The sequence below is a fragment of the Pelagibacterium luteolum genome (assembly GCF_900100665.1).
In the GTDB taxonomy this organism is placed as follows: Bacteria; Pseudomonadota; Alphaproteobacteria; order Rhizobiales; family Devosiaceae; genus Pelagibacterium; species Pelagibacterium luteolum.
The window spans coordinates 33,318-55,076 of sequence record NZ_FNCS01000001.1 but is presented as its reverse complement, the minus strand read 5'-3'; the positions used below and the strand labels follow the sequence as shown (position 1 = coordinate 55,076).

Below are 21,759 nucleotides of genomic sequence, written 5' to 3'. Positions count from 1 at the left end.
GATTTTAAGCAGCGGCTTCTTCGGTGTCGGCGGCATCCGTCTTAGGGCCGCGACGCGGGCTCTTGGCCAGGTTCTTGGTGATCAGCTTGACCGCTTCGGTAAGCGAGATCTTGTTGACCGAGCCAATTTCGCGGCTCATGCGGTCCATAGCCTGCTCGAAAAGCTGGCGCTCGGAATAGGACTGCTCGGGCTGGTCTTCAGAGCGATAGAGGTCGCGAACGACCTCGGAAATCGCGATGAGGTCGCCGGAATTGATCTTTGCTTCATATTCCTGGGCCCGGCGCGACCACATGGTGCGCTTGACGCGGGCGCGACCTGTTACGGTCTCAAGCGCCTTTGTGACTTCTTCGGGTTCGGCAAGCTTGCGCATGCCCACGGATTTGATCTTGGCAACGGGCACGCGGAGCGTCAGCTTATCCTGTTCGAAGGCGATGACGAAGAGTTCGAGGGTGAGACCCGCGACTTCCTGATCTTCGATGGAATGGATGAGGCCAACACCATGGGCAGGATAAACGATATACTCGCCGGTCTTGAACCCCGCACGCTGCGTGATCTTTTTAGTTGCCATATTGGCTACTCCTGTTGACGCCTGGACGGACGCATTCGTTGCGGTGGATGCGTCTCGCCTACTTCGCGATGACCCGAAGGTCATTTCAGTCAGTCGTACTGCCTTCCCGGCCGGCTCCGCTTTTACCGGTCGGTTTTGCTGGTCTGCTGCTTGGGTCACAAAAAAGTGCCCACAAGGGCACAGGGTTCGCGTGAGGGCTGCTACGACTGATTGTGGAAACAATACCACAGTTTTGCGACAAAATCAAAAGCTACGAATCAACGCGCTCGCAGCAGACACAGCGGGCCTTGGTCGAACACCGTCAAAATGGGAATTAACGCCGAGAATTTCAAGGTCCGAGGGTTGACCCCAGCGTTGCCGAGGGTCAGTCGCCCTCGCCAGGCGCTTCGGAAAAGAACTTCTCGAATTTGCCTTCGACGCCGTCCATTTCCTTGGCTTCCGGCAACTCGTCACGCTTTTCGGTGAGGTTGGGCCAGGTAGAGGCGTATTTGGCGTTGATCTCGAGCCATTTGTCGAGACCCGACTCGGTATCGGGCTTGATCGCTTCCGCTGGGCACTCAGGCTCGCAAACCCCACAATCGATGCATTCGTCGGGATGGATCACCAACATGTTCTCGCCTTCATAGAAGCAATCGACCGGGCAGACTTCGACACAGTCGGTGTACTTGCATTTGATGCAGTTGTCGGTGACGACGTAGGTCATGAGGGCGTTCCTGATAGCCGGCGGAAGGTGAGGTCCAGCGAGAGTGGTGCTAAACGGTTTTGTCCGGGCTTTCAAGGTCGCTGCATACCAAGAACACCTTGCAAATCCGATCAGGATTCCGGTTTTTCCAGGCTGGGCGAAATATCATCGTATAATGTTGCAGCAAGCGGCGCCGAACCACGGTGATCCGCGATTGCGACGACGCGCAACACCCTGATGCGGCTATGAATCTGAAGGGTCAGCCCGTCGCCCGGCCCCACCTTCTGGTCCGGCGCCGTTATGCGCTGACCGTTCAGGCGAACACTGCCGCCTTCGATGAGTTTTTGCGCCAATGTCCGCGTCTTGGTGACGCGGGCATGCCATAGCCATTTGTCCAGCCGCTGACGTGTCGGCGACTCAACGGCAGCCACAGCCTATTTCCGGGTTTTGAGCGCTGCGAGCGCTGCAAAGGGCGAATCGGGGTCGATCGGTCGCTCGCGTCGCTCAGGCCGCGGGCGATCATTGCCACGGTTATCCTCTCGGGCAGGCTTGCCGGGCTGGCCTGGCTTGCCTTTTCCCTTGAAGCGCTGGTGACCTTCCGGGCGCTGTGTTCTGGCACCCTCGGGCTTGTTGCGCGGCGGACGGTTGTTGCGCTCTGGCCGACGGCCCCCCGGAAACCAGACCTCATCGAATTCGGGTTCTGCGGAGGCTGTGGCGTCGGCTGATGCGTCATCGGCAGCAGGGATAGGTTCTGCGTCCGCCGCCGTAGTATCGTCCAAAACCGGCACCGCAGGTTCTGTCGCGACCGCTTCGACCAAATCTGCAACCGGGGCACCTTCCAGCGCAGCGTCTGCGACTGCGGTGTCAGACACCGCTTCGGTCGTCGCCTCGTTCGTTATTGCGGGCGTTGCGGCTTTGGGCGTGCGGCGCACGCGATAGCCCAGCGACTTCAGGATAGAGGCAAAGTCTTCGCCGGCGCAGCCCAGAAGCGAGGTCATCTCGACGGTAACGCGGAAGCCATTGGCTTCGGCCGCGCCTTCGGGCGGAGGCGTATCGACGGGACGGTTGGCATCATAGGCGATGAGCGGACGAATGATATCGGCCAGACGCTCAAGGATATCGACCCGGACGATGCGGTCACCAGCAACCTTGAACCCAGCAACTTCGTAGAGGCGCTTGTCGAAGCTTGTATCGATGGGAAAGGAGGTGCGGCCAGACAGAATGATCTGGGGCAGCTCTGCAATACCGGGCTGGCGTACGCCACCATTTTTCAGGCCCCAGAGAATCAGGGCCAGTTCGCGCGGTGCCGGCTTGAGCGTCATCGGCAGGTAGATGTGATGGGCACCAAACTTCACGCCGAGCTTGCGCAACTTGGCGCGCGTGTCTTGGTCCAGCCCCTTGACCTCATCGGCGATCGCAGCGCGTGGCAGAATGCCGAGGTTTTCGGCGAGCTGGAACGCGATGCCGCGTGCGGCGCCATCAAGTTCCGCCGGCTCGAGCAGGGCAACGAGCTGTTCGAGCTGGGTATTGATCATGTGGCGCAGCCAGAGCGACAGGCGATCTTCAACCTTTTCGAGGTCGGCGCCCGCGAGGCTGTCATCGGCCAGGATGATGATGCGGGGCGCATAGAGCGTGCCGCCTTCGGCAAGTTCGGCCACTACTTCGCCCCGCCAGCGCACGACTCCGTCAGAGGCCAGAACAAACTCCTCATTGGGAGCGCCGGCAAGCCGCTCGGCACGCTTGGCGATTTCGGGTGCGACGACCGAAGACGCAGCAGACCGCAGATTTTTCGAATCGGCCTCGCCATCAATGCGCGAGAGCGTGAATCGGAAACCGTCGATCGTGCCAATGACATGGCCCTCGATCGTCAGTTCGCCTTTGTCGGTGATTTGGGGTGATACCATCTGCTTGTCTCTAAGATGACGCATCAGCACACTGGTTCGCCGATCCACGAAGCGGGCAATCAGCCGTTCGTGCAGGGCGTCGGAGAGGGCGTCCTCGATCGCTCGGGTCGTTTCCTGCCAGTGTGTGGGGTCTTCCAGCCAGTTCCTGCGGTTAGAAATGAAAGTCCATGTTCGAATCTGGCGGATCCGATTGGACAGCGTATCGATGTCGCCAATCGTATTGTCGCAGAACCGGACCTGCTCGGCAATCCAGTCGGCGTCGATCTTTCCACTCATTGCAACGCCCGAAAAAACCCGTGCCACGATCTCGCCGTGAGCGGCGGGGGAAACATCGCGAAAGTCGGGGATCTGGCAACATGTCCAGGCCAGTTCCACGCGCTCGCGCGTATTGGCCAGATGAGCCTCTTCGCGTCGCATTATAAATTCGAGGGCCCGCTGGTCTGTCGCTATAGGCACGCGCGTCAGTTGCGGGTGGGTCGGGGTGACTTCCAGGCTGTCATGAAGTGCTGAGAGTGACGAGAAATCGAGATCAGGGTTGCGCCACTGCAATTGCTTGATCGGCGCGAAATCATGGGCTTCGAGCTTTTCGATGGTCTCTTCGTCGAACGCGTCGGCACCGCCTGTCACGCCAAAGGTTCCGTCGCGCATATGGCGCCCGGCGCGCCCGGCGATCTGGCCGATTTCAGCGGGCGTCAGGGGCCTGAACTGGCGGCCGTCATATTTGGAATCAGATGCGAAGGCGACGTGGGTCACATCGAGGTTGAGACCCATGCCTATGGCGTCGGTGGCAACCAGGAAATCGACGTCCCCGTTCTGGAACAGCTCGACCTGAGCGTTGCGCGTGCGCGGGGACAGCGACCCCATGACAACCGCGGCGCCTCCACGCTCACGGCGCAGCAGCTCGGCGATGGCATAGACCTCCGAGGCCGAAAACGCGACGACCGCAGAGCGACGGGGCAGCCGCGACATCTTTTTGCTGCCGGCCCATGTGAGTTGAGAAAACCGCGGCCGGAACTGGATATCGGCGTGGGGCAGGAGCCGCTTGATAACCGGCTCCATAGTTTGCGCACCGAGCAGCAGTGTCTCGGCTCGGCCGCGGGCGTGAAGAATTCGGTTGGTAAAGACATGGCCCCGATCGAAATCGGTGGCCGTCTGGATTTCATCGACCGCGACGAAATCGGGCGCCAAATCGGTCGGCATGGCCTCGACCGTGGCAATCCAGTACCGAGCCGCCTTGGGAACGATGCGCTCCTCGCCGGTCACCAATGCGACTGCCGATTCGCCGACTTTTTCGACGACCCGGGTATAGACCTCGCGTGCCAGCAACCGCAGCGGCAGACCGATGACGCCGGAGCGATAAGCCAGCATCCGCTCGATCGCGTAATGGGTCTTGCCGGTGTTGGTCGGCCCAAGGACCGCTTTGACGGCTTGGGAGGGGAGGGTGGACATCGGTGGTGTGGGAAGCTGGCGGTGGTGATGGACGATGGAGAACGTGGTGTATCAAAGCGGGAAAGGCAATGGTCACGCTGGGGTGGACCTTAACACTTCGAACGAAAAAAGAACAAACGCAAACCGAATCACGGTTTGAGGCAAAATCTTGGTTTGTTCCCTACTGCATGTGGTGGGATGGGCACGGCGCGTCTACAAGGGCGGGCGCGTAAGTGGGTTGTCTGCCAGTTATGGATCGGTATGACGCCAAAGACATTCACATTGGTTACCGAAATGTGAAAAATACGAGAATCGGATCAAATGCTAACAACATATGAACCTGATTTTTTCTATGTTTTTTAGCGTGTTAACGACCACATGCACGGTAGCTGGCGCATAAAACTAGTAATTTTATCAAAAAAGATTTTGACCGTGCCGAAATGAAACGGCTCGTCGACTGGGAACTCGAGGCGCTGGACACCAAAAGTTCCACCGACCGTGCCTCCCAATTGCCCTGTGGGTCGTCGGAGTGCATCACGGCTGAAGCGCGAGCGAACGCTTGGCTTCGAAGGTCGGTGCGATGCACAGCTACAGTTGTTGCGCTAATGGGGCCGACCCTGCACTGATCTACAATGCTTTTGCCACGGAGCTGCTGTAAGCGTCGGGCCCAATGTGTGCGTCAGACAACCTGAGACCCTGCCGAGCGATCGAAGTGAAATCGGGCGGGGCTGGTCGCTAGTTGTCGCGCGGGCGCGGATGCCATTCGACGGCATCGTGGGAATTGCTGATCGCCGGTAAAATCGCGTCGCGCGCCTGATGGCCGCTCTTATTCCAGCCCAACGAGAACCATGGACAGGTCGCCGAAGTTCGTGCCCATCAGGACGCGATAGGGAATGAAGAACCCTGTCTCACGCAATGGCATGAACCATGTCAGCATGCGGCTCGAAGATGCGAGATAGTTGGTAATTTCCGAGGATTCGAAATGTCCGGAGATCGGCGAATAGCGCATGGCACAGAGAACGACAGGACCCTGATAGCCGGTGCGGGGCGAGGTCGCCTCCTGCATTTCGGCAAAGCTTAGGGCCATGTTGAAGCGTTCGATGCCGGTGTAGATCGGCAGGTTGCGATTGCACAATGATCCATCAAGGCTCGATCCGCGCAGAATAAAGGCTGCGAGCGGATCGTTGACGCCCGAGCGATGCGAACCCGAGACTGGAACGCGGTCGGGGTTGTTGGGTAGGGGGGGCTCTACGGTGGAGTTGGTTGCCGTGCCGCCCGAATAGGCGGTCGAAAGCGCAAATCGTTCCGACGCCGTGCGCGTTTCGAGATAGAAGCGGTTTGACTGAAGGCCGGAGTTGGTAATCGTACCGCCAGAATTTACGGCGCCTGAGCCCTGCGCCACCACCTGTGCCAAACCAGCGACATCTGCCGTCAGGTCAAGCTGATAACTCGAGCCTTCGGTGGAAAACCTGATGCTGATATTGGCGACGTTGATACCGCCCGCCGAAACGACATAGCGGGCTATCGTCCCGTCCTGTTGGGCGCTGGCAGGGCCGGCAATGCCAAGGGCGAGAGCAGCCGAAAGGGCCAGCGAACGGAGGGAAAAGCGTTTCACGCGCATACTCGTTATGGTTTAAGTCGCTGTGCCGATCCACCGAGCCCCCGAATCAGCCTTTGGGCTACGTTGCCTTCTCCAATGAGGGCTGTCCAGAGTTTGACGGGCGCAATCGCGCGCTAGTGCTTGACGGATGGGGAGGGTTTCTCTATATCCCCGGCCAAACTTTCGTCCACTGGAGCGTGGCTGGAAAAGGCGCAAATTGCCTTGGGACCCAGCGATGCCACCAACAGAACAACCCAAACCCAGATCGGTCGACTGGGGGTTCGCCCCGGTCCCGGCATGCGATTGACAGGAATTACAATTATGGCACGGCGCTGTGAACTGACCGGCAAAGGCGTAATGACCGGCAACAATGTGAGCCATGCGCTCAACCGGACTCGCCGCCGCTTTCTCCCCAACCTTTGCGATGTGACGCTGCTGTCCGAAGCGCTCGACCGTTCGGTCAAGCTGCGCATTTCGGCTGCGGCTCTGCGCACCGTCGAGCACCGCGGTGGTCTCGATGCCTTTTTGCTCAAGGCCAAGGACGAAGAGCTTTCGGTTCGCGCCCTGGGTATCAAGAAGGAATTGCGCGCGACCATCGCCAACTGATCGGCGATCCAAGCGCGTTGATTTTTTCAGCGCCGCGCGAGGTCTTTACCTCTCGCGGCGTTGTTGTTTTGAATGCCCCGGTCCGTTGCCGGTGCGCGTTCGTCCACTGGGGATTGACCCCCGAGCATTCATCCGGCGGCCATTTGCCGCTCTTGGAAAAGGATAACACGCGATGGGCGTGCGTTTCTTCTGGGCAGTTGTGGCCATGGCGGTGGTCGTCACCGCGTCGAACTTTCTCGTTCAGTTTCCACTACAGGCGCAGATCGGTTCGCTCGATCTTGCCGAAATCCTCACCTGGGGCGCCTTTACCTATCCGCTGGCCTTTCTGGTCAACGATCTGACCAACCGCCATTTCGGGCCTGCAGCGGCGCGCAAGGTGGTGTTTGTCGGTTTTGCCATTGCCGTTGTGATGAGCATCGTTTTGGCCTCGCCACGTATTGCGATCGCGTCAGGCGCCGCGTTTCTTGTCGCACAGTTGCTCGATACGCAAATCTTCGATCGGCTGCGGACGGCGCGCTGGTGGAAGGGGCCGCTTACGTCATCGATCACCGGATCGGTCATCGATACCGTGTTGTTCTTCGGCATCGCCTTTGCCGGGGCGTTCGCGTTTCTCGATACAGGCTTGGGTTACGAGGATTCCTCGCTCGCGTTCGGCGTGCCGTTCCTCTCGCTCTTTGCATTCGAGACGCCACTCTGGGTTTCGCTGGCGGTGGGCGATTTCCTCGTCAAGATCCTGATGGCGCTTGTGCTCCTTGCCCCCTACAAGGTCCTGCGCGCAATGATCCCGGATCGGTTCGCGTCGGCCTAACTGGCCGCCGGAAGTCGCAAGACAGCGCAGGCGCCGGTCATCGGCGCCTCGCCATGGGGCAGAAGTGTGAGCGTCCCGCCATAGAGAGCAGCGAGATCGGCGACGATGGCTAAACCCAAGCCGGCGCCGGGGCGGCCCTCGTCGAACCTTTTGCCCCACACAAGCGCGCTTTCCGCCTGTTCCTCGCTCATACCGGGCCCATCATCGCAGACGGTGATTTCGAGAAAACCGGCGTCTGTACGCCGCGCGCTTACGGTGACGTGGGCGACTGCCCATTTACACGCATTGTCGATCAGATTGCCCAGCAGTTCTTCGAAATCCTGACGCTCGCCCCCGAATGCGAGATCGGGCGCGACGCTGAATTTGAGCCTAAGGCGCTTATCGGCATAAATGCCGGCAAAGACGGGCTCGAGGTCGCTCAAGGCATCTTTGACCGGCGTGCGCGCCCCGGCCAGTCCCAGTGTCGCCGCCGAACGGGCACGACGCAGATGGTGACTGACCAGGCGGTCCATCCGCTCTGACAGTTCGCTGAAGACTTTCTGTTTGGTAGGCGGAAGCGTGGGGTCGTAGGATTCGGTCGCCAGCACCGAGAGTGGCGTCTTGAGTCCATGGGCGAGATTGCCCACATGCGTCCGTGCCCGCTCGATGGTCTTCCGGTTGGCATCGAGAAGGGCATTCATTTCGCCGACGATCGGTGCGATCTCTTCGGTTGGATCGGCCGGCAGTGTGGTTGCAGTGCCGTCCTTGATGGCGCGGAGATTGGTTGTAAGGCGCCGCAGCGGCGCTAAGCCGTATCGGACCTGCACGAGTGTCACCAAGGCGAGAACGACGGCCAGAAGCCCGATGGAGACAATCAGGGGGGTGGTAATTGTGTTGAGGCGAGTATTGATTTCGCTTTCGGGCATGGCGATCGCGATTTCGAGCGGCACCGTGGAGCCAGGTCCGGTAAAACTGCGAGAGAGAATGCGCAGTTCCTGCGCCTGCGGGCCCATGGCAAAGCTGCGCCGCAGTCCATTGGCAAGGTCCTCTCCGACGCTGGTATTGAGGGTGCCTTGCCACAATGAACCCGAACGGATGAGTTGGTCGCCGCCCTCCGATATCTGCCAGTACCATCCCGAGAGAGGCTGGTCGTAACGCGAATCTGCGACTGCTGCGTTGATCCGAACCTGCTGGGTATCTTCGACAAATTCGGTGTTGGCCATCAGCGAGACAAGCGTCGCCTCCATATTGGCCTCGAAAGTTTCCACGATGAAGTCGCGCAACAGCCCCGCAATGATAACCCCGATCAGCGCCAGCCCCAGCACCGTTCCGCTGATCGCGAGAAGGGTTAGGCGCAGGCTCAACGAGGCCATGGGCTTCACGACGACGGCTCCGCTGTCAGTCGGTAGCCTTGGCCGCGCACGGTCTCGATTTGACCGGCACCCACTTTCTTGCGCAGCCTGCCGATGACCACTTCGATCGAGTTGTAGTCTCGGTCTGCATCGTCGGCGTAAAGATGCTCGCTGAGTTCGGTTCGTGTCAGTACCCGTTCGGGATGATGCATCATATAGCCCAACAGGCGGAACTCGAATGCTGTAAGCTTGAGGGGCAGGCCATCGCGGGCAATGGCACCCATCTGGGTGTCGAGTGCCAAGGGACCGCATTGCAGGATCGAGGTGGCGTGCCCGTTGGCCCTGCGCACAAGGGAGCGGACGCGGATCACCACCTCTTCGGGCCGGAACGGCTTTGTTACATAGTCATCGGCACCGGCGCGGAATCCGCGGACCTTTTCGCTCCATTCCTCACGCGCAGTCAGGATCAAGACCGGCATGGTCCGACCGGCCTTGCGCCATGCTTCGAGTATCGAAATCCCATCAAGGCCGGGTAGGCCAAGGTCGAGGACCACGGCGTCGAAGGTTTCCGTCTGGCCCATGAATTCCGCTTCTTTGCCGTCGGACACACCGAGGGTTGCAAATCCGCCCTCCTCAAGCGCTGCGCGAACGGTCTTGAGGATGGCAGCATCGTCTTCTGCGACAAGTATCTTCATGATCCATTTCCTTGGCGCCGAGCATCGACCAGACCATAGCCATCGACGTCCACGATCACCCAGGCGAACGGGTCGACCCTTATGCGCAGGATGGCGCCTTGTGGCGTCAGCAGACGAAAATCAAACACCAGCGGCACGCGTTCGTGCGGGCGCCCATCCGCGATCTCTGCGGCGACTATCTGGCCCTCGAACCTCTCGGTCACGACGGCAATCGCACGGTTGATGTCGAGGACGGTGTCGGCGCGATCCTGAGCGAGCGCGGAGGCACCGGATGACAGAATGATCATGAGGGCTAGGATGAGGGCGCGCGCATCTTTCATGGCCAACTGCTCTAACACGCGATTGTTGAACCGCTCTGTTTCGCATGGGTTCAAGCGGCATGCGCTAGAAGATGGTCAACGCAACACAAAAGGAGACTGAAATGAAACTGTCCCGCAACGTTCTTGCCCTTGCCGCTCTCGCGCTGGTTCCGACTGGCTATGCCCTCGCCCAGACCCCGATGGGGTCGGTATCGGGAACTGTCCTTGAAGGTGAAGTCAGTGATGTGTTTGGCACACGCTTCATTCTTGAAGATGAGAACGGGCGCGTGCTTGTCGATCCAGCGAGCCCATATGATGCTGCAGCTCTCGAAAGCGGCGATCGGGTGGTTGTCACCGGTGAAGAAACTGCTGATGGCTTTGTTGCGCATTCGATCACACTGGCCGACGGCACTGTGATTCTGAGTGCCGCGGCTGCGGCAGCTGATGTCCCGACGATGGCGGCTCCTGGTGCCGAAATGACGGTGGAGGAAGCAACAGCATACCTCGACGGTCTGGGCCTTTTCACTGAAATCCGCTTCGATGAGCGTGATGATGGGCGTTATGCCTTCGATGTGGTGGACACCGATGGACGTTCGGTCGACATCGAACTCAATCTCGATGGCGCTATCCATGAAATCGACGTTGATGACGATCGGCCTTCGACCAATGTGAACCTGGCTACGCTTCTCCCCGAGACGCTTCAGACCGCCATCAGCGATCGCGGTATCGTCGATCTCATCGACTTCGATATCGATGACCGCCACTACGAAATCGAGGGCTACGACGCGAGCGGGCGCAAGATCGAGATCGAGATCGGTTTCGACCAGCGGACCGGCTCGGTCGCCGTACAGACCGATCGGCCCACGCCTTCTGATGTCGACATCGACGCAGTGACAGCCCAAGTCGAGGCCGCCGGCTATGCCGTGACCTCATCCGAACGCAAGCCACGCCACATCGAAATGATCGCGACCAGTCCCGAAGGGTCGGAGGTTCGCTTGCATGTCGATTTCGAAGGACAGGTCTATCGCGAAACCCTGGTGCGCTGATGAGCGATCAAAAGCTCGATCGCATCGAAGCGGCTCAAGCCGAAATCCTGGGCAGGCTGAACCGGATCGAAACGACATTACAATCGGGTGGCGCAGCCCACGCCACCCCTCCGGCGCCCTTCGCCGCTCGAGAGGCGCCGGCCAGTCAGGACGATGCAGGGAAATGGATGAAAATTGGAGTCTGGGTCTTGATCGCAATTGCCGCCATCTGGCTGCTTGACGAACTCCCGGGGCCATCAATCCTCGACCGCATCTTTTGACTGGAAAAGAGCCGCCCTCGCCCCAGGGCGGCTCTTTTTGATTCCCGGCTCACGCCGTTCGGACACAGTCAGTTCGGCAAGGTAAAGTCGAGCAGCAGGCTGCGCTGAATGCCAAGAAAATTATTGTCCGAGACGATGGTGATGCGCGTCTCTCCATTGGGCAGCACGCGCACCCCGAGACCCTCGAAATTGTCGACCTCTCCGCCGGCGTGCCGCAGCAAAACCTCGCCATTCATGATGGCGCCCGGACGAACGTCCTCGGCCTGAATGCGCCGGATCTGGACGGTGAAGGTTAGAAAGGCGAACGAGCGCTCTAGCACCAGAAGGTCTCCATCGGGCAGGAACGCGCAATCGGTCGGGTTGACCCAGCCTTCCTGCGCAAGGCTGAGATCGCCCCGATCGCGCTCACCCAGAAGCGTTGCCGCCCAAGAGCCGGGTACAATCGAGTGCCCTTCCGTTATGATCAATGTCGAGCCCGCAATGGGAGACGTCGGCGGCGCAATGCAGACCGACTCGATCGAGTCGTTCGTTCGCTGCTCCGTCAGCCAGTTTGGAATGGCGATTTCACGCGCTGCGCCGCCCGGTCGGCCATCGACCATGTCGAAATCGGCGACACGGGTGAGATGCTCGAAACCGACCCGCACCGCTATGGGTGCGCCATCGCGGATCACGACCTCGACCGCCTCGGAATCCTGGGCAAATTTTCGGGGAAGAGGCGCTCCCGCCGAATTGCGGATCACATCGATTTCGACCTCGGAAAGAGCAGATGGGGCGCCATTTTCCAGTTCGAGCGAGCCCGAGACAAAGCGGCCCTCGTCGGTGACCATCACGAATCGTTTGTCATCGAGAAAGGCGAGGCCCGAGAGCCCGCCAAAATCGGGATGATCGCCGCTCAGTTGAATGCCACCACGAAACACCAGACGATCAGCGATCTGGCCGATCTCAGCGCCCTTGAAGCGCGTGACCGGGCTTGTCGAAACAGCAACGGTTTCCGCCGATTGTGCCCAGCTCGCTGGAATGGGTCCCAAGAGAGCCATCGCCGCCGCGAGCAAGCCGGCGCATATCGCGAGAGCCTCCCGTCTCAGCGCTGCCTCCGGGCAACGCCGGGGAGTTCTTCATCAAACAGCGATGCCAGATTGTCGGTCATCGCGCCGGCCAATTCGTCGGCATCCAGAATGGTCACCGCGCGGCGATAATAGCGCGTCACGTCATGGCCGATCCCGATCGCAACGAGTTGAACGGGCGAGCGCGTTTCGATTTCCTCGATCACGGCACGCAGATGGGCCTCGAGATAATTGCCGGGATTGACCGATTGCGTGGAGTCGTCCACCGGGGCCCCGTCCGAAATCACCATCAGGATGCGGCGGTTCTCGGGGCGGTTCACGATGCGCTTGTGAGCCCACTGCAAGGCTTCGCCGTCGATATTTTCCTTGAGCAAGCCCTCGCGCATCATAAGCCCGAGATTCCGCTTGGCATGTCGCCAGGGTTCGTCGGCGCCTTTGTAGATAATGTGACGGATATCGTTGACGCGACCCGGATTGGATGGGCGGCCAGCGTCGAGCCACGCTTCACGCGACTTGCCGCCCTTCCAGGCGCGGGTCGTAAAGCCCAGGATTTCGACCTTGACCCCACAACGCTCCAGCGTGCGCGCAAGAATATCGCCGCAGATCGCCGCAATGGTAATGGGGCGACCGCGCATCGAACCCGAATTGTCGATCAACAAGGTGACGCAGGTGTCGCGAAATTCGGTATCGCGCTCAGCCTTGAAGGACAGGGCTTGGAGCGGATCGGTTACGACGCGGGTCAGGCGGGCGGTGTCGAGAACGCCTTCCTCGAGATCGAAATCCCAGCCGCGGTTCTGCTGCGCCATAAGGCGACGCTGGAGCTTGTTGGCGAGTCGCGCTACGGCGCCGGCCAGATGCTCTAGCTGCTTGTCGAGAAGGTGACGAAGCTGGTCGAGTTCTTCAGGTGGGCACAGGTCCGCCGCCGAGACGATCTCGTCGAACTTGTCGGTAAAAATCTTATAAGTCGGCTGGTTGGACAGACGCTGCTGGGCATCGCCCTGCGGCGGTGGCGCAGGCGAATCTTCACCCGCTTCGGTCTGGGCGTCCTCGTCGGTGTCGGCTGTATCGGCCTCCATGCCTTCGACATCGCCGGTTTCTTCATGCTCGCCGGGCGCTTCGTCCGTGCCCTCCATCTCGGCATTGTCGGCATCCCCATCGCGCTCTTCTTCGTCGCCATTGGTCGCCTGATTGTTCTGCGCGTCCTGGTCTGAAGAATCGGATTGGTCGGGATCGAAATCGTCGAGATCGGTTTCGGCCATGAGTTCGAGGTCGCGCAGGATCGAGCGCGCGCGACGGGAGAATTCGGTCTGATTGTCGAGGTGCTGGGAAAGCTCTTGCAGAGACGACCCCAATTTGGCTTCGATCTTTTCGCGCCAGAGGTCAACCAGTGGCGTTCCGGAAGGCGGCACGGGAATGCCGGTCACTTTTTCCCGCATCATCAAGCCCAATGCCTCGGCCAGCGGAGCATCAGCGATATCTGTCACATTGGCATAATTGGCGCGGAACAATCGATCCTCGATCATTTCCGCGATATTGCCGCCCATGCCCGCCATGCGCACGCAGCCGAGCGATTCGACGCGCGCCTGCTCGAGCGCGTCAAATGCCGCCTTCGCGTCCGGGTCCTTGGGGGCCATTTTGCGATGCGTATCGGCGTCGTGGCTCGCCATGCGCATGGCCATGGCATCGCCCTGACCGCGCGCAATCGCAATGTCTCGCGTGGTCGGCAAGCGTGGAAGCGCTGCGAGGCGTGCCTTATCGCTGGTCAAGATCGGTCGGTCGGCGGTGAAGCTCACTTCAAGGTCGGTCTTGCCCGCGATCGTGCGCACCGTCGCGCCCATCGCGGCCTTGAAGGGGCCGGTGGGGTCGGGCTTGTTGGCTTTGGAGCGCGGGGGCTGGGCCATGGGCGAGGTCATTCTGGTCGTGACAATGGAGGCGAGGGCAGCGCTCTGCCCTCACAAAGTACTATGCCGAGATCGCAAGGTTGGCCGCGCTTTCGGGCAGATCGACACCGAACACGCGCTGGTAGAACTCGGCAACCACCGGGCGTTCGAGTTCGTCGCACTTGTTGAGGAAGGTCAACCGGAAGGCAAAGCCGATATCGCCGAAAATCTCGGCGTTTTCCGCCCAGGTGATCACGGCACGTGGGCTCATCACTGTCGACAGATCGCCGTTGATGAAGGCAGAGCGCGTGAGATCGGCGACGCGGACCATGTTGGATACGAGCTTGCGGCCCTCATCGTCCTGATTGTAGGTCTTGGCCTTGGCCAGGACGATCCCGACTTCCTTTTCGTGCGCCAGATAATTCAGCGTCACGACAATCGACCAGCGGTCCATCTGGCCCTGGTTGATCTGCTGGGTGCCGTGATAGAGCCCGGATGTATCGCCCAGGCCGATCGTGTTGGTCGTCGAAAACAGCCGGAAAGCGGGGTGCGGGCGGATGACGCGGTTCTGGTCGAGGAGGGTCAGGCGGCCCGAAACCTCCAGCACGCGCTGGATAACGAACATCACGTCGGGACGACCGGCGTCGTACTCGTCAAATACCAGCGCCACATTATTCTGCACAGCCCAGGGCAAAATGCCGTCGCGGAATTCGGTGACCTGCTTGCCTTCGCGCAGGACGATGGCGTCCTTGCCCACGAGGTCGATCCGCGAGACATGGCTGTCGAGATTGACGCGCACCAGCGGCCAGTTCAGTCGCGCTGCGACCTGCTCGATGTGTGTCGACTTACCCGTACCGTGATAGCCCTGCACCATGACGCGGCGGTTGAAGGCAAAGCCTGCAAGGATCGCGAGTGTCGTGTTGCGGTCGAAGAGATAGTCTGGGTCGATCTCGGGCACATGGTCCGTGCGGGTGCCGTAGCCCTTGACCACCATGTCGCTGTCGATCCCGAACAGGTCGCGGACGTTGTAGTCGGTGTCGGGCAGATTGGAATATTCAGTCATCTTTGCCTCGTCTCAAGCGGCATCGGCGAAGGCCGACCGATGCGTAAGGCGCGTCATCGTCGCGTCTGAAGGGAAATTTCGAAGCGCTTATAGCAACACAACTGCCATAAACCTAGAGCGTGGGGTGTCGCAAGCGCGAGCAGTTCATTAGTCAGCGTTGTTGAGAGGTGACTTACTAGACAAAGCCGCGCTGCTTGAGGTGGTTGTAGGACGAAATGATGTTGCGCAGCCGGTCTTCCGAACTCTTGTCTCCGCCATTGGCGTCGGGGTGGTGCAGCTTGACCAGTGCCTTGTAAGCGGACTTGATTTCGGGCGACGCCTTGCGGCCCTCCAGCCCCAAAACCTCGAACGCAGCGCGGTCCTGGCCGGTCAGGGTGATGGCGCGTTCCGGCGCTTCGCCCTTAGTGCCGGCATCCTGCCGCGCCCGCGACCGCAGCCGCGCAAACATATGGTTGGTGTCATGGAACTGACGCCCCGTGTGGTCGCGAGACTTGAACTTTTTCGGCTCGGGATTGGATTTGCCGAACCGGTTCGAGCCATAGGCCCAGGTCTCTTTGGAGCCCGGCGCGTTCATCTTGTTGGCGTGATCGGCGATTTCCTCGTCGTTCATGCCATCGAAATAGTTGAACGCCTTGTTGTAATGCCGGACGTGCTCGAGGCAGAAATTGTGAAACTCACCAGCCGAGCGCGCGCCTTTCGGTGCCTTATAAATACCCGGCTTGTCGCACCCCTCCCAGTCGCAGCCTGGGCGCATTTCGGCCTCGGCCTCCGCCGTGCCGCGTCGCGGCTTGATGCGAACCGAATCGAAGATTTTGGATTTGCTGTTTATAGTCATCGAACTCTACGTTTAAGGCCTTGGCCATGCAGGGCCTTGGAATCTGGGACCCGCGATCCTATACCGTTTTGCGCCGGCTTGCCGGTACAAAATCAAAGTTTTCGCCAGCAGGGGCAGTTGACACATGAGCGTCCGCGACCAGATCGAAGCCACTCTCATCGAAAATTTCGCGCCGACGGCGCTTGAGGTGATCGACGACTCGGAACGCCACCATGGCCATGCAGGATGGCGGGAAGGGGGCAATACCCATTTCCGCGTCAAGATTGCCAGTCCGGCGCTCGACGGCATGAACCGCGTCGCGCAGCACCGCGCGATAAACGCCGCGCTCGCCAAACAGTTCGACGCCGGCCTTCACGCCTTGGCGATCGAGGTCAAGCCTTCGTCGTAGCGGTTTCCACCGGCGCCACCCGCAACTGGGTGATACGGTTATGAGCCCGGCGCAGGACTTTAAATCGCAGTTTGTGGAACGTGAATTGCTGTCCAGGCTCGGGGATCAACTTGGCTTCATGGATGACCAGACCGGCGATCGTCGTCGCTTCTTCGTCCGGCAGGTGCCAGTCGAGGGCGCGGTTGAGGTCGCGGATCGGCAACTGCCCATCGATGATGTAGGACCCGTCTGCCTGCTTGCGCACTCCATCGATCACGGCGTCGTGCTCGTCTGAAATGTCACCGACGATCTCTTCGAGAATGTCTTCGAGCGTGATGAGCCCCTGAACTTCGCCGTATTCATCGACCACCAGCGCGAAATGGAGCTTGCGTTTCAGGAACGCATTAAGCTGCGCCTGCGCCGATGTCGTGTCGGGAACAAACCAAGGTTTGAACGCGATCTTGGCGGGGTTGACCTTGGTGAAATCCCCATCGGCCCGCTGGATGGCGCGCAGCAGGTCCTTGGCGTGGACGACCCCGATAATGTTATCCTGCTTATCCTTGTAAAGCGGAACACGGGTAAAGGGGCTGTCCAGTATAGCGGCGATCAACTCGTTGGCGGGCATATCGGAATCAAGCGCCAGCATTCTGGTGCGATGCACCATCACGTCGGACACTTCGAGCTCGCGCAGATCGAGAATACCGCCCAGCATGTCGCGGTCGTGCTTGACCACCTCGCCCTCGGAATGGAGGAAGTCCACTGTGCCGCGCAATTCCTCATGGCCCGAGATCGACGAGGCGCGGCTGGCGTCCAGGCCGAAAGCCCGCAGTATCGAATTGACGATCCACTGCACGGCGATGGTGACCGGAGAAAACACCAGAACGATTACCCGGATGACAGGCGCGACCACCAGGGCAAACGCATCGGGCCGGATCAGTGCGAGGGTCTTGGGCAGCACCTCGGAAAAGATCACGACCGCTGCGGTCATGACCAGGGTCGCATAGGCGATGCCTGCCTCGCCAAATATCTGGATCAGGACCGAAGCCGCCAGCGTCGAGGCCAGGATGTTGACGATGTTGTTGCCCAGGAGCAGCGAGCCGATCAGACGCTCCTTTTCCACCGTCAGCTTTTCGACCAGTGTCGCCCGCTTGTCGCCGTTCTTGGCGAGCTGATGCATCCTGGCACGCGATGCCGCCGTCAGGGCCGTTTCAGAGCCTGAGAAGAAAAAACTCATGGCCAGAAGGGCGATGATCGAAAACAGCGATAGCCAGAGCGAAGCATCCATTAGCGCATATCCTCGAGAAAGCCGCTGACGGCGGTGGGGTCGACATTTTTTTCGATGAAGGCGCCGCCGATGCCACGCGTGAGGATGAACGTCAGTGCACCGCGCGAGACTTTCTTGTCTTGCGCGATGGCGTCCATGAGCACAGGTGTGGGAGGCAATTCGCCCGGAATGTCAGCCAATGTAGTGGGCAAGCCGGCAATTTTCAAATGCGCCTCGATCCGGCCGGTGTCTTGCGATGGTGCGAGCCCAAGTCGAGCGGAGAACTTGTGCGCAAGGACCATGCCGATCGCCACCCCTTCGCCATGCAAAAGGCGATCCGAATATCCGGTGGCTTTTTCCAGTGCGTGACCGAATGTGTGCCCTAGATTGAGCAGTGCCCGTTCGCCCGTTTCCTTTTCATCGGCCACGACGACACGCGCCTTGGCTGCGCAGGCCCTTGCGATGGCCTCAGCGCGCGCTGGCCCGCCAGCGCCGATTTCGCTCGCGTTGGCCTCGAGCCAGAAAAAGAAGTTCTGATCACCGATCAGTCCGTATTTTACAACTTCGGCGTAGCCCGCAGCGAACTGGCGCGGTGGCAGCGTATCGAGGGCCGAAAGGTCCGCGAGCACCAGACGCGGCTGGTGAAACGCACCTACAAGATTTTTGCCATGGACGGAGTTGATGCCCGTTTTGCCGCCAACCGACGAATCGACCTGCGCCAGAAGCGAGGTCGGTACCTGCACGAAATCCATGCCGCGGCGGACGATCGACGCCGCAAAGCCCGCGAGATCGCCGATAACGCCTCCGCCCAGCGCAATCAGGATGTCATTGCGTTCGAGCCGCGCGCCGAGAATGCCGTCGACAACATCCTGCAGATGCATCCAGGACTTGGTGCTCTCGCCGGCGGGTACAATGATTTCCGCATGGCTCAATCCCGCCGCGTCGAGCGACGCGACAAGCCGCGGTAACTGCGCCTCGGCAACATTAACGTCGGTCACGATTCCAAAGCGCGCACCAGGAAAAAGACCAGCGAGGCGCGTGCCGGCTTGGTCTATCGCGTCGGGTGCGATCACGATGTCGTAGGCACGATCGCCCAGCGGTACATGTACGGTGTGCGAGGGAGTGGGCTGCAGGCTCATCAGGCGCCTTGATCGTCTAGATAATGGGAAAGTGCGGCAAGAATTTCGGTCACCACGACATCATGGGGAACGTCGCGCGAGGCAATGGTGATGTCGGCAAGGGCATAGGTCGGATAGCGCTTGTCGATGAGGTCTTGAAGGGTCGCCCGGGGATTTGGCGTTTGAAGCAGTGGTCGTGAGGGGCGCTTTGAAACGCGCGCGAACAGCACGTCGAAATCGGCCTTGATCCACACCGAAACCGCCAGCTCTTTGATCGATGCGCGCGTTTCGGGGTTGATGAAGGCGCCACCGCCCGTGGCGATGATGCCTTGATGGTCGCGCAGCAGCCTTGAGATGACGCGTGCTTCTCCGGCGCGAAATTCACTTTCGCCGTGTGACGCGAAAATGTCGGGGATCGACATCCCGGCAGCGGTTTCGATCTCCACGTCGGAGTCGACGAAGCGAACGCCCATCCGCCCCGCGAGCCTGCGACCGACGGTGGTTTTGCCCGCGCCCATCATCCCTACGAGCACGACGGGGCGTCCGGCAAGGCGAGTGGTCAACTCGCGCGCGTCGATGTCGTCATTGATGTCGGGTGCGTTGCGCCCCATCGTTATCGCCCTGTCCTCGCGCCGGACCGGTTCAAGCCTTTGGCAGAGCCGGTGTCAAGGTCGCGGCCTTGCCCGGTGCCTGCAAATCTGGAAAAACTGAACCAAACTGCAACGATTAGCCGCCAGACTGTCCGTCCGACACCGAAGACCCGAGAGAGCCGCTCATGCCCACACTTTTTCGACTTCTCGTGGCCATCGGCTTCATAGTCGCGCTCGGCTATGCGGCGATGTTTGCGCTCAGCGTTCTCGTCGAGCCCGAGGAACGTGAGGTCACCGTGCGTGTGCCGACGCGAGAAATCCTCTCGGGCGCCCAATGACAGCCGAATTGCATCTGGTCGAAGCCTTTCTCGAAATGATGAGCGCCGAGCGCGGGGCTGCGACAAACACCATCGATGCCTATCGCCGCGATCTTCTCGATTATAGCGGCTTTCTCGCCGGGCGGTCACGAATGCTCAGCGGCGCAGACCGGGAAGACATTTCGGCTTATCTGGCTGCGTTGAGCGCGAATGGACTGTCGGCCAACTCGAGCGCCCGCCGCCTCAGCGCCGTACGGCAATTTCACCGTTTCCTGGTCGCTGAGGCGATAAAGACCGATGATCCCACGCGCATCATCGTCGCGCCGAAACCTGGGCGAGGGCTACCCAAGGTCCTATCGGTTGACGATGTCGACCGGCTGCTTGTCCTGGCGGAAACGGAGGCCGCAGCAGGCGAGGAAAAAGATATCCGCCTCCATGTTCTGCTCGAGTTGCTCTATGCCACGGGCATGCGGGTATCTGAACTTGTCGCGCTCGAGCGCCGGGCCGTCACGCGCGAGGCGAACTATCTCACGATCAAAGGCAAAGGCAACAAAGAGCGCATTGTCCCAATGGGAGACAAGGCACGCGACGCTCTCCATGCCTGGCTCGATGGTCGGGAGAAGGACCGCTTCGTATTTCCGGCGTCCGGCGCTGAGGGGCATTTGGCCCGCCAGGTTTTCGCTCGTGACCTCAAGTCACTTGCGGCACGGGCGGGGCTGTCCGCAGCGGCGGTCTCGCCCCACGTTCTGCGACATGCTTTTGCCAGCCATCTGCTCCAGAACGGAGCTGATCTGCGCGTCGTCCAGATGCTTTTAGGGCATGCAGATATATCGACAACACAGATCTACACCCATGTGCTCGACGCGCATTTGCGCAAACTCCTCGACGATCATCACCCTTTGTCGGAGGGGAGTTCTTGACATGGGCGAGGCTAATCGACACTTTCCGGCCACTTTGGGACCATAGAGCCTAGCCGCGCCGCCCTAGGGCTGGCGAGGCCGCAACAAACATGAGAAGGTTGCCCGAAACGGGCAGATTGCATGCAGTCATATCTCGATTTCGAAAAGCCAGTTGCCGAGCTCGAAGGCAAGATCGCCGAGCTCAAATCCCTTGCCCAGACCGATCAGGCTGTCTCGATCGGGGATGAGGTTTCGCGTCTGCAGCAGCGCGCCGAAGAGGCGCTCAAGGACGTCTACAAAAAGCTCACCCCCTGGCAGAAAACGCAGGTCGCGCGTCACCCGCAGCGCCCGCATTTCTCAAATTATCTCAAATCGATCGTCACCGAGTGGACGCCTCTCGCAGGCGACCGCAAGTTTGCCGAGGACCCTGCGATCCAAGCAGGCTTTGGTCGTATCGACGGCGTGCCGGTTGCCATCCTGGGGCAGGAAAAGGGCAATGACACCGAGAGCCGCTTGAAGCATAATTTCGGGATGGCCCGGCCTGAGGGCTACCGAAAGGCCGTACGCATCATGGAAATGGCCGACAGGTTCGGTTTGCCGGTCATTTCGTTCGTCGACACTGCCGGCGCCTATCCCGGTATCGGCGCTGAAGAGCGTGGACAGGCTGAAGCGATCGCTCGATCGACCGAAAAATGCCTGGAAATCGGAGTGCCCAATCTGTCCATCATCATCGGCGAAGGCGGCTCTGGCGGAGCGATCGCGATTGCCGCGACCAACCGGGTGCTCATGCTCGAGCATTCCGTCTATTCGGTCATCTCGCCTGAGGCCGGTGCCTCGATCCTTTTCCGCGATGCCGGCAAGGCGCAGGACATGGCTGCAGCTCAAAAGATAACCGCGCAGGATCTGATGGCGCTCAAGGTCATCGATGGAATCATAGAAGAACCCGTGGGTGGCGCGCATCGTCATCCTGAAAAGGTCATGGCCGACACCAAAGCCGAGATCATGAAGTTCCTGAGCGAGTTTGGCGACGATCTTGGGCCTCTGGAAATCCGTGAGTTGAGGCGCGAAAAATTCCTCGCCATCGGGACCAACCTCACCTGATCGTGACGGCCGAATCTTGCAATTTGCGCGAAAT

The 21,759-nt window shown here is 60.1% G+C and carries 23 protein-coding genes; 8 read left to right on the top strand and 15 right to left on the bottom strand.

Annotation, left to right across the window (positions count from 1 at the left end; translation table 11 throughout):
- Nucleotides 1-4: 4 nt before the first annotated feature.
- From BLR31_RS00260 to BLR31_RS00240, 5 genes are all read right to left on the bottom strand, one after another.
- Nucleotides 5-568 carry a CarD family transcriptional regulator gene (locus BLR31_RS00260; protein WP_090589453.1) on the bottom strand — a complete coding sequence of 188 codons (564 nt, stop codon included), beginning with the start codon at nucleotides 566-568 and terminating at the stop codon, nucleotides 5-7.
- A gap of 364 nt (nucleotides 569-932) precedes the next feature.
- The gene (gene fdxA, locus BLR31_RS00255) at nucleotides 933-1,271 is read right to left on the bottom strand and encodes a ferredoxin FdxA (RefSeq protein WP_090589449.1); all 339 of its coding nucleotides are present in this window, start codon (nucleotides 1,269-1,271) and stop codon (nucleotides 933-935) included.
- A 110-nt stretch (nucleotides 1,272-1,381) separates the two neighbouring features.
- Nucleotides 1,382-1,681, bottom strand: coding sequence for an RNA-binding S4 domain-containing protein (locus BLR31_RS00250; protein WP_090589445.1), 300 nt, complete (start codon nucleotides 1,679-1,681; stop codon nucleotides 1,382-1,384).
- Between the two features lie 3 nt (nucleotides 1,682-1,684).
- Nucleotides 1,685-4,603 carry a helicase-related protein gene (locus BLR31_RS00245; protein WP_090589442.1) on the bottom strand — a complete coding sequence of 973 codons (2,919 nt, stop codon included), beginning with the start codon at nucleotides 4,601-4,603 and terminating at the stop codon, nucleotides 1,685-1,687.
- A gap of 805 nt (nucleotides 4,604-5,408) precedes the next feature.
- A complete protein-coding gene (locus tag BLR31_RS00240) occupies nucleotides 5,409-6,197 on the bottom strand; it encodes a DUF3108 domain-containing protein (protein WP_176762432.1) in 789 nt (262 codons plus the stop codon).
- A 306-nt stretch (nucleotides 6,198-6,503) separates the two neighbouring features.
- On the opposite strand from BLR31_RS00240, the gene rpmB reads away from it, so the two are divergent.
- On the top strand, nucleotides 6,504-6,788 hold the full coding sequence (gene rpmB, locus BLR31_RS00235) for a 50S ribosomal protein L28 (protein WP_090589435.1): 285 nt from the start codon (nucleotides 6,504-6,506) through the stop codon (nucleotides 6,786-6,788).
- 172 nt (nucleotides 6,789-6,960) lie between these two features.
- Nucleotides 6,961-7,596: a queuosine precursor transporter gene (locus BLR31_RS00230; RefSeq protein WP_090589432.1), complete on the top strand. Its 636-nt coding sequence runs from the start codon at nucleotides 6,961-6,963 to the stop codon at nucleotides 7,594-7,596.
- Here the strand turns inward: BLR31_RS00230 and BLR31_RS00225 are convergent.
- Genes BLR31_RS00225 through BLR31_RS00215 form a run of 3 tightly spaced genes read right to left on the bottom strand, consistent with a single transcriptional unit; the run spans nucleotide 7,593 to nucleotide 9,942 of the window.
- Nucleotides 7,593-8,948, bottom strand: a complete 1,356-nt coding sequence (locus tag BLR31_RS00225) for an ATP-binding protein (protein WP_090589428.1) — start codon at nucleotides 8,946-8,948, stop codon at nucleotides 7,593-7,595. The two genes, BLR31_RS00230 and BLR31_RS00225, sit on opposite strands and share 4 nt — an antisense overlap.
- 5 nt (nucleotides 8,949-8,953) lie before the next feature.
- Nucleotides 8,954-9,622, bottom strand: a complete 669-nt coding sequence (locus BLR31_RS00220) for a response regulator transcription factor (RefSeq protein WP_090589425.1) — start codon at nucleotides 9,620-9,622, stop codon at nucleotides 8,954-8,956.
- Nucleotides 9,619-9,942 carry a hypothetical protein gene (locus tag BLR31_RS00215; protein WP_090589423.1) on the bottom strand — a complete coding sequence of 108 codons (324 nt, stop codon included), beginning with the start codon at nucleotides 9,940-9,942 and terminating at the stop codon, nucleotides 9,619-9,621. The genes BLR31_RS00220 and BLR31_RS00215 overlap by 4 nt, the downstream gene beginning before the upstream one ends.
- 101 nt (nucleotides 9,943-10,043) lie before the next feature.
- On the opposite strand from BLR31_RS00215, the gene BLR31_RS00210 reads away from it, so the two are divergent.
- Both BLR31_RS00210 and BLR31_RS00205 read left to right on the top strand, forming a co-directional pair.
- Nucleotides 10,044-10,967 (top strand): PepSY domain-containing protein, encoded by a 924-nt coding sequence (locus BLR31_RS00210; RefSeq protein ID WP_176762431.1) that lies wholly within the window; start codon nucleotides 10,044-10,046, stop codon nucleotides 10,965-10,967.
- A complete protein-coding gene (locus tag BLR31_RS00205) occupies nucleotides 10,967-11,227 on the top strand; it encodes a hypothetical protein (protein ID WP_090589418.1) in 261 nt (86 codons plus the stop codon). The genes BLR31_RS00210 and BLR31_RS00205 overlap by 1 nt, the downstream gene beginning before the upstream one ends.
- Before the next feature lie 68 nt (nucleotides 11,228-11,295).
- Here BLR31_RS00205 and BLR31_RS00200 read toward each other — a convergent pair whose 3' ends face one another.
- The 4 genes from BLR31_RS00200 to BLR31_RS00185 all read right to left on the bottom strand — a co-directional run bounded on the left by BLR31_RS00200 (nucleotide 11,296) and on the right by BLR31_RS00185 (nucleotide 16,069).
- A complete protein-coding gene (locus tag BLR31_RS00200; RefSeq protein ID WP_090589416.1) occupies nucleotides 11,296-12,264 on the bottom strand; it encodes an esterase-like activity of phytase family protein in 969 nt (322 codons plus the stop codon).
- A gap of 44 nt (nucleotides 12,265-12,308) precedes the next feature.
- The gene (cobT, locus tag BLR31_RS00195) at nucleotides 12,309-14,192 is read right to left on the bottom strand and encodes a cobaltochelatase subunit CobT (protein WP_090591891.1); all 1,884 of its coding nucleotides are present in this window, start codon (nucleotides 14,190-14,192) and stop codon (nucleotides 12,309-12,311) included.
- 61 nt (nucleotides 14,193-14,253) lie between these two features.
- Nucleotides 14,254-15,234, bottom strand: coding sequence for a cobaltochelatase subunit CobS (gene cobS, locus BLR31_RS00190; protein ID WP_090589414.1), 981 nt, complete (start codon nucleotides 15,232-15,234; stop codon nucleotides 14,254-14,256).
- Between the two features lie 175 nt (nucleotides 15,235-15,409).
- Nucleotides 15,410-16,069, bottom strand: a complete 660-nt coding sequence (locus tag BLR31_RS00185; RefSeq protein ID WP_090589412.1) for a J domain-containing protein — start codon at nucleotides 16,067-16,069, stop codon at nucleotides 15,410-15,412.
- Nucleotides 16,070-16,193: 124 nt separating this feature from the next.
- Between BLR31_RS00185 and BLR31_RS00180 the strand changes: the two genes are divergently transcribed.
- Nucleotides 16,194-16,457 carry a BolA family protein gene (locus BLR31_RS00180; protein ID WP_090589410.1) on the top strand — a complete coding sequence of 88 codons (264 nt, stop codon included), beginning with the start codon at nucleotides 16,194-16,196 and terminating at the stop codon, nucleotides 16,455-16,457.
- Here BLR31_RS00180 and BLR31_RS00175 read toward each other — a convergent pair.
- The 3 genes from BLR31_RS00175 to BLR31_RS00165 are packed head-to-tail and all read right to left on the bottom strand — an operon-like array spanning nucleotide 16,441 to nucleotide 19,429.
- Entirely contained in the window at nucleotides 16,441-17,721 is a 1,281-nt protein-coding gene (locus BLR31_RS00175; RefSeq protein WP_090589408.1) for an HlyC/CorC family transporter, read from the bottom strand. The genes BLR31_RS00180 and BLR31_RS00175 overlap by 17 nt on opposite strands.
- Nucleotides 17,721-18,839: a 3-dehydroquinate synthase gene (gene aroB, locus BLR31_RS00170; RefSeq protein ID WP_090589406.1), complete on the bottom strand. Its 1,119-nt coding sequence runs from the start codon at nucleotides 18,837-18,839 to the stop codon at nucleotides 17,721-17,723. The genes BLR31_RS00175 and aroB overlap by 1 nt, the downstream gene beginning before the upstream one ends.
- Nucleotides 18,839-19,429 carry a shikimate kinase gene (locus BLR31_RS00165; protein ID WP_090589404.1) on the bottom strand — a complete coding sequence of 197 codons (591 nt, stop codon included), beginning with the start codon at nucleotides 19,427-19,429 and terminating at the stop codon, nucleotides 18,839-18,841. The genes aroB and BLR31_RS00165 overlap by 1 nt, the downstream gene beginning before the upstream one ends.
- Nucleotides 19,430-19,593: 164 nt before the next feature.
- On the opposite strand from BLR31_RS00165, the gene BLR31_RS00160 reads away from it, so the two are divergent.
- The 3 genes from BLR31_RS00160 (at nucleotide 19,594) to BLR31_RS00150 (ending at nucleotide 21,725) form a co-directional block, all read left to right on the top strand.
- Nucleotides 19,594-19,746 (top strand): histidine kinase, encoded by a 153-nt coding sequence (locus tag BLR31_RS00160; RefSeq protein ID WP_090589403.1) that lies wholly within the window; start codon nucleotides 19,594-19,596, stop codon nucleotides 19,744-19,746.
- Nucleotides 19,743-20,645, top strand: coding sequence for a site-specific tyrosine recombinase XerD (xerD, locus tag BLR31_RS00155; protein ID WP_090589401.1), 903 nt, complete (start codon nucleotides 19,743-19,745; stop codon nucleotides 20,643-20,645). The genes BLR31_RS00160 and xerD overlap by 4 nt, the downstream gene beginning before the upstream one ends.
- A gap of 120 nt (nucleotides 20,646-20,765) precedes the next feature.
- Nucleotides 20,766-21,725 carry an acetyl-CoA carboxylase carboxyltransferase subunit alpha gene (locus BLR31_RS00150; RefSeq protein WP_090589398.1) on the top strand — a complete coding sequence of 320 codons (960 nt, stop codon included), beginning with the start codon at nucleotides 20,766-20,768 and terminating at the stop codon, nucleotides 21,723-21,725.
- Nucleotides 21,726-21,759: the final 34 nt, after the last annotated feature.

Excerpts from the sequence above, each read along its gene's own strand:
- BLR31_RS00260 (WP_090589453.1), bottom strand. The coding sequence starts at position 568 with ATGGCAACTAAAAAGATCACGCAGCGTGCGGGGTTCAAGACCGGCGAG.
- fdxA (WP_090589449.1), bottom strand. The coding sequence starts at position 1,271 with ATGACCTACGTCGTCACCGACAACTGCATCAAATGCAAGTACACCGAC.
- BLR31_RS00245 (WP_090589442.1), bottom strand. The coding sequence starts at position 4,603 with ATGTCCACCCTCCCCTCCCAAGCCGTCAAAGCGGTCCTTGGGCCGACC.
- rpmB (WP_090589435.1), top strand. The coding sequence starts at position 6,504 with ATGGCACGGCGCTGTGAACTGACCGGCAAAGGCGTAATGACCGGCAAC.
- BLR31_RS00230 (WP_090589432.1), top strand. The coding sequence starts at position 6,961 with ATGGGCGTGCGTTTCTTCTGGGCAGTTGTGGCCATGGCGGTGGTCGTC.
- BLR31_RS00225 (WP_090589428.1), bottom strand. The coding sequence starts at position 8,948 with ATGGCCTCGTTGAGCCTGCGCCTAACCCTTCTCGCGATCAGCGGAACG.
- BLR31_RS00220 (WP_090589425.1), bottom strand. The coding sequence starts at position 9,622 with ATGAAGATACTTGTCGCAGAAGACGATGCTGCCATCCTCAAGACCGTT.
- BLR31_RS00215 (WP_090589423.1), bottom strand. The coding sequence starts at position 9,942 with ATGAAAGATGCGCGCGCCCTCATCCTAGCCCTCATGATCATTCTGTCA.
- BLR31_RS00210 (WP_176762431.1), top strand. The coding sequence starts at position 10,044 with ATGAAACTGTCCCGCAACGTTCTTGCCCTTGCCGCTCTCGCGCTGGTT.
- BLR31_RS00205 (WP_090589418.1), top strand. The coding sequence starts at position 10,967 with ATGAGCGATCAAAAGCTCGATCGCATCGAAGCGGCTCAAGCCGAAATC.
- BLR31_RS00200 (WP_090589416.1), bottom strand. The coding sequence starts at position 12,264 with ATGGCTCTCTTGGGACCCATTCCAGCGAGCTGGGCACAATCGGCGGAA.
- cobT (WP_090591891.1), bottom strand. The coding sequence starts at position 14,192 with ATGGCCCAGCCCCCGCGCTCCAAAGCCAACAAGCCCGACCCCACCGGC.
- cobS (WP_090589414.1), bottom strand. The coding sequence starts at position 15,234 with ATGACTGAATATTCCAATCTGCCCGACACCGACTACAACGTCCGCGAC.
- BLR31_RS00185 (WP_090589412.1), bottom strand. The coding sequence starts at position 16,069 with ATGACTATAAACAGCAAATCCAAAATCTTCGATTCGGTTCGCATCAAG.
- BLR31_RS00180 (WP_090589410.1), top strand. The coding sequence starts at position 16,194 with ATGAGCGTCCGCGACCAGATCGAAGCCACTCTCATCGAAAATTTCGCG.
- BLR31_RS00175 (WP_090589408.1), bottom strand. The coding sequence starts at position 17,721 with ATGGATGCTTCGCTCTGGCTATCGCTGTTTTCGATCATCGCCCTTCTG.
- aroB (WP_090589406.1), bottom strand. The coding sequence starts at position 18,839 with ATGAGCCTGCAGCCCACTCCCTCGCACACCGTACATGTACCGCTGGGC.
- BLR31_RS00165 (WP_090589404.1), bottom strand. The coding sequence starts at position 19,429 with ATGGGGCGCAACGCACCCGACATCAATGACGACATCGACGCGCGCGAG.
- BLR31_RS00160 (WP_090589403.1), top strand. The coding sequence starts at position 19,594 with ATGCCCACACTTTTTCGACTTCTCGTGGCCATCGGCTTCATAGTCGCG.
- xerD (WP_090589401.1), top strand. The coding sequence starts at position 19,743 with ATGACAGCCGAATTGCATCTGGTCGAAGCCTTTCTCGAAATGATGAGC.
- BLR31_RS00150 (WP_090589398.1), top strand. The coding sequence starts at position 20,766 with ATGCAGTCATATCTCGATTTCGAAAAGCCAGTTGCCGAGCTCGAAGGC.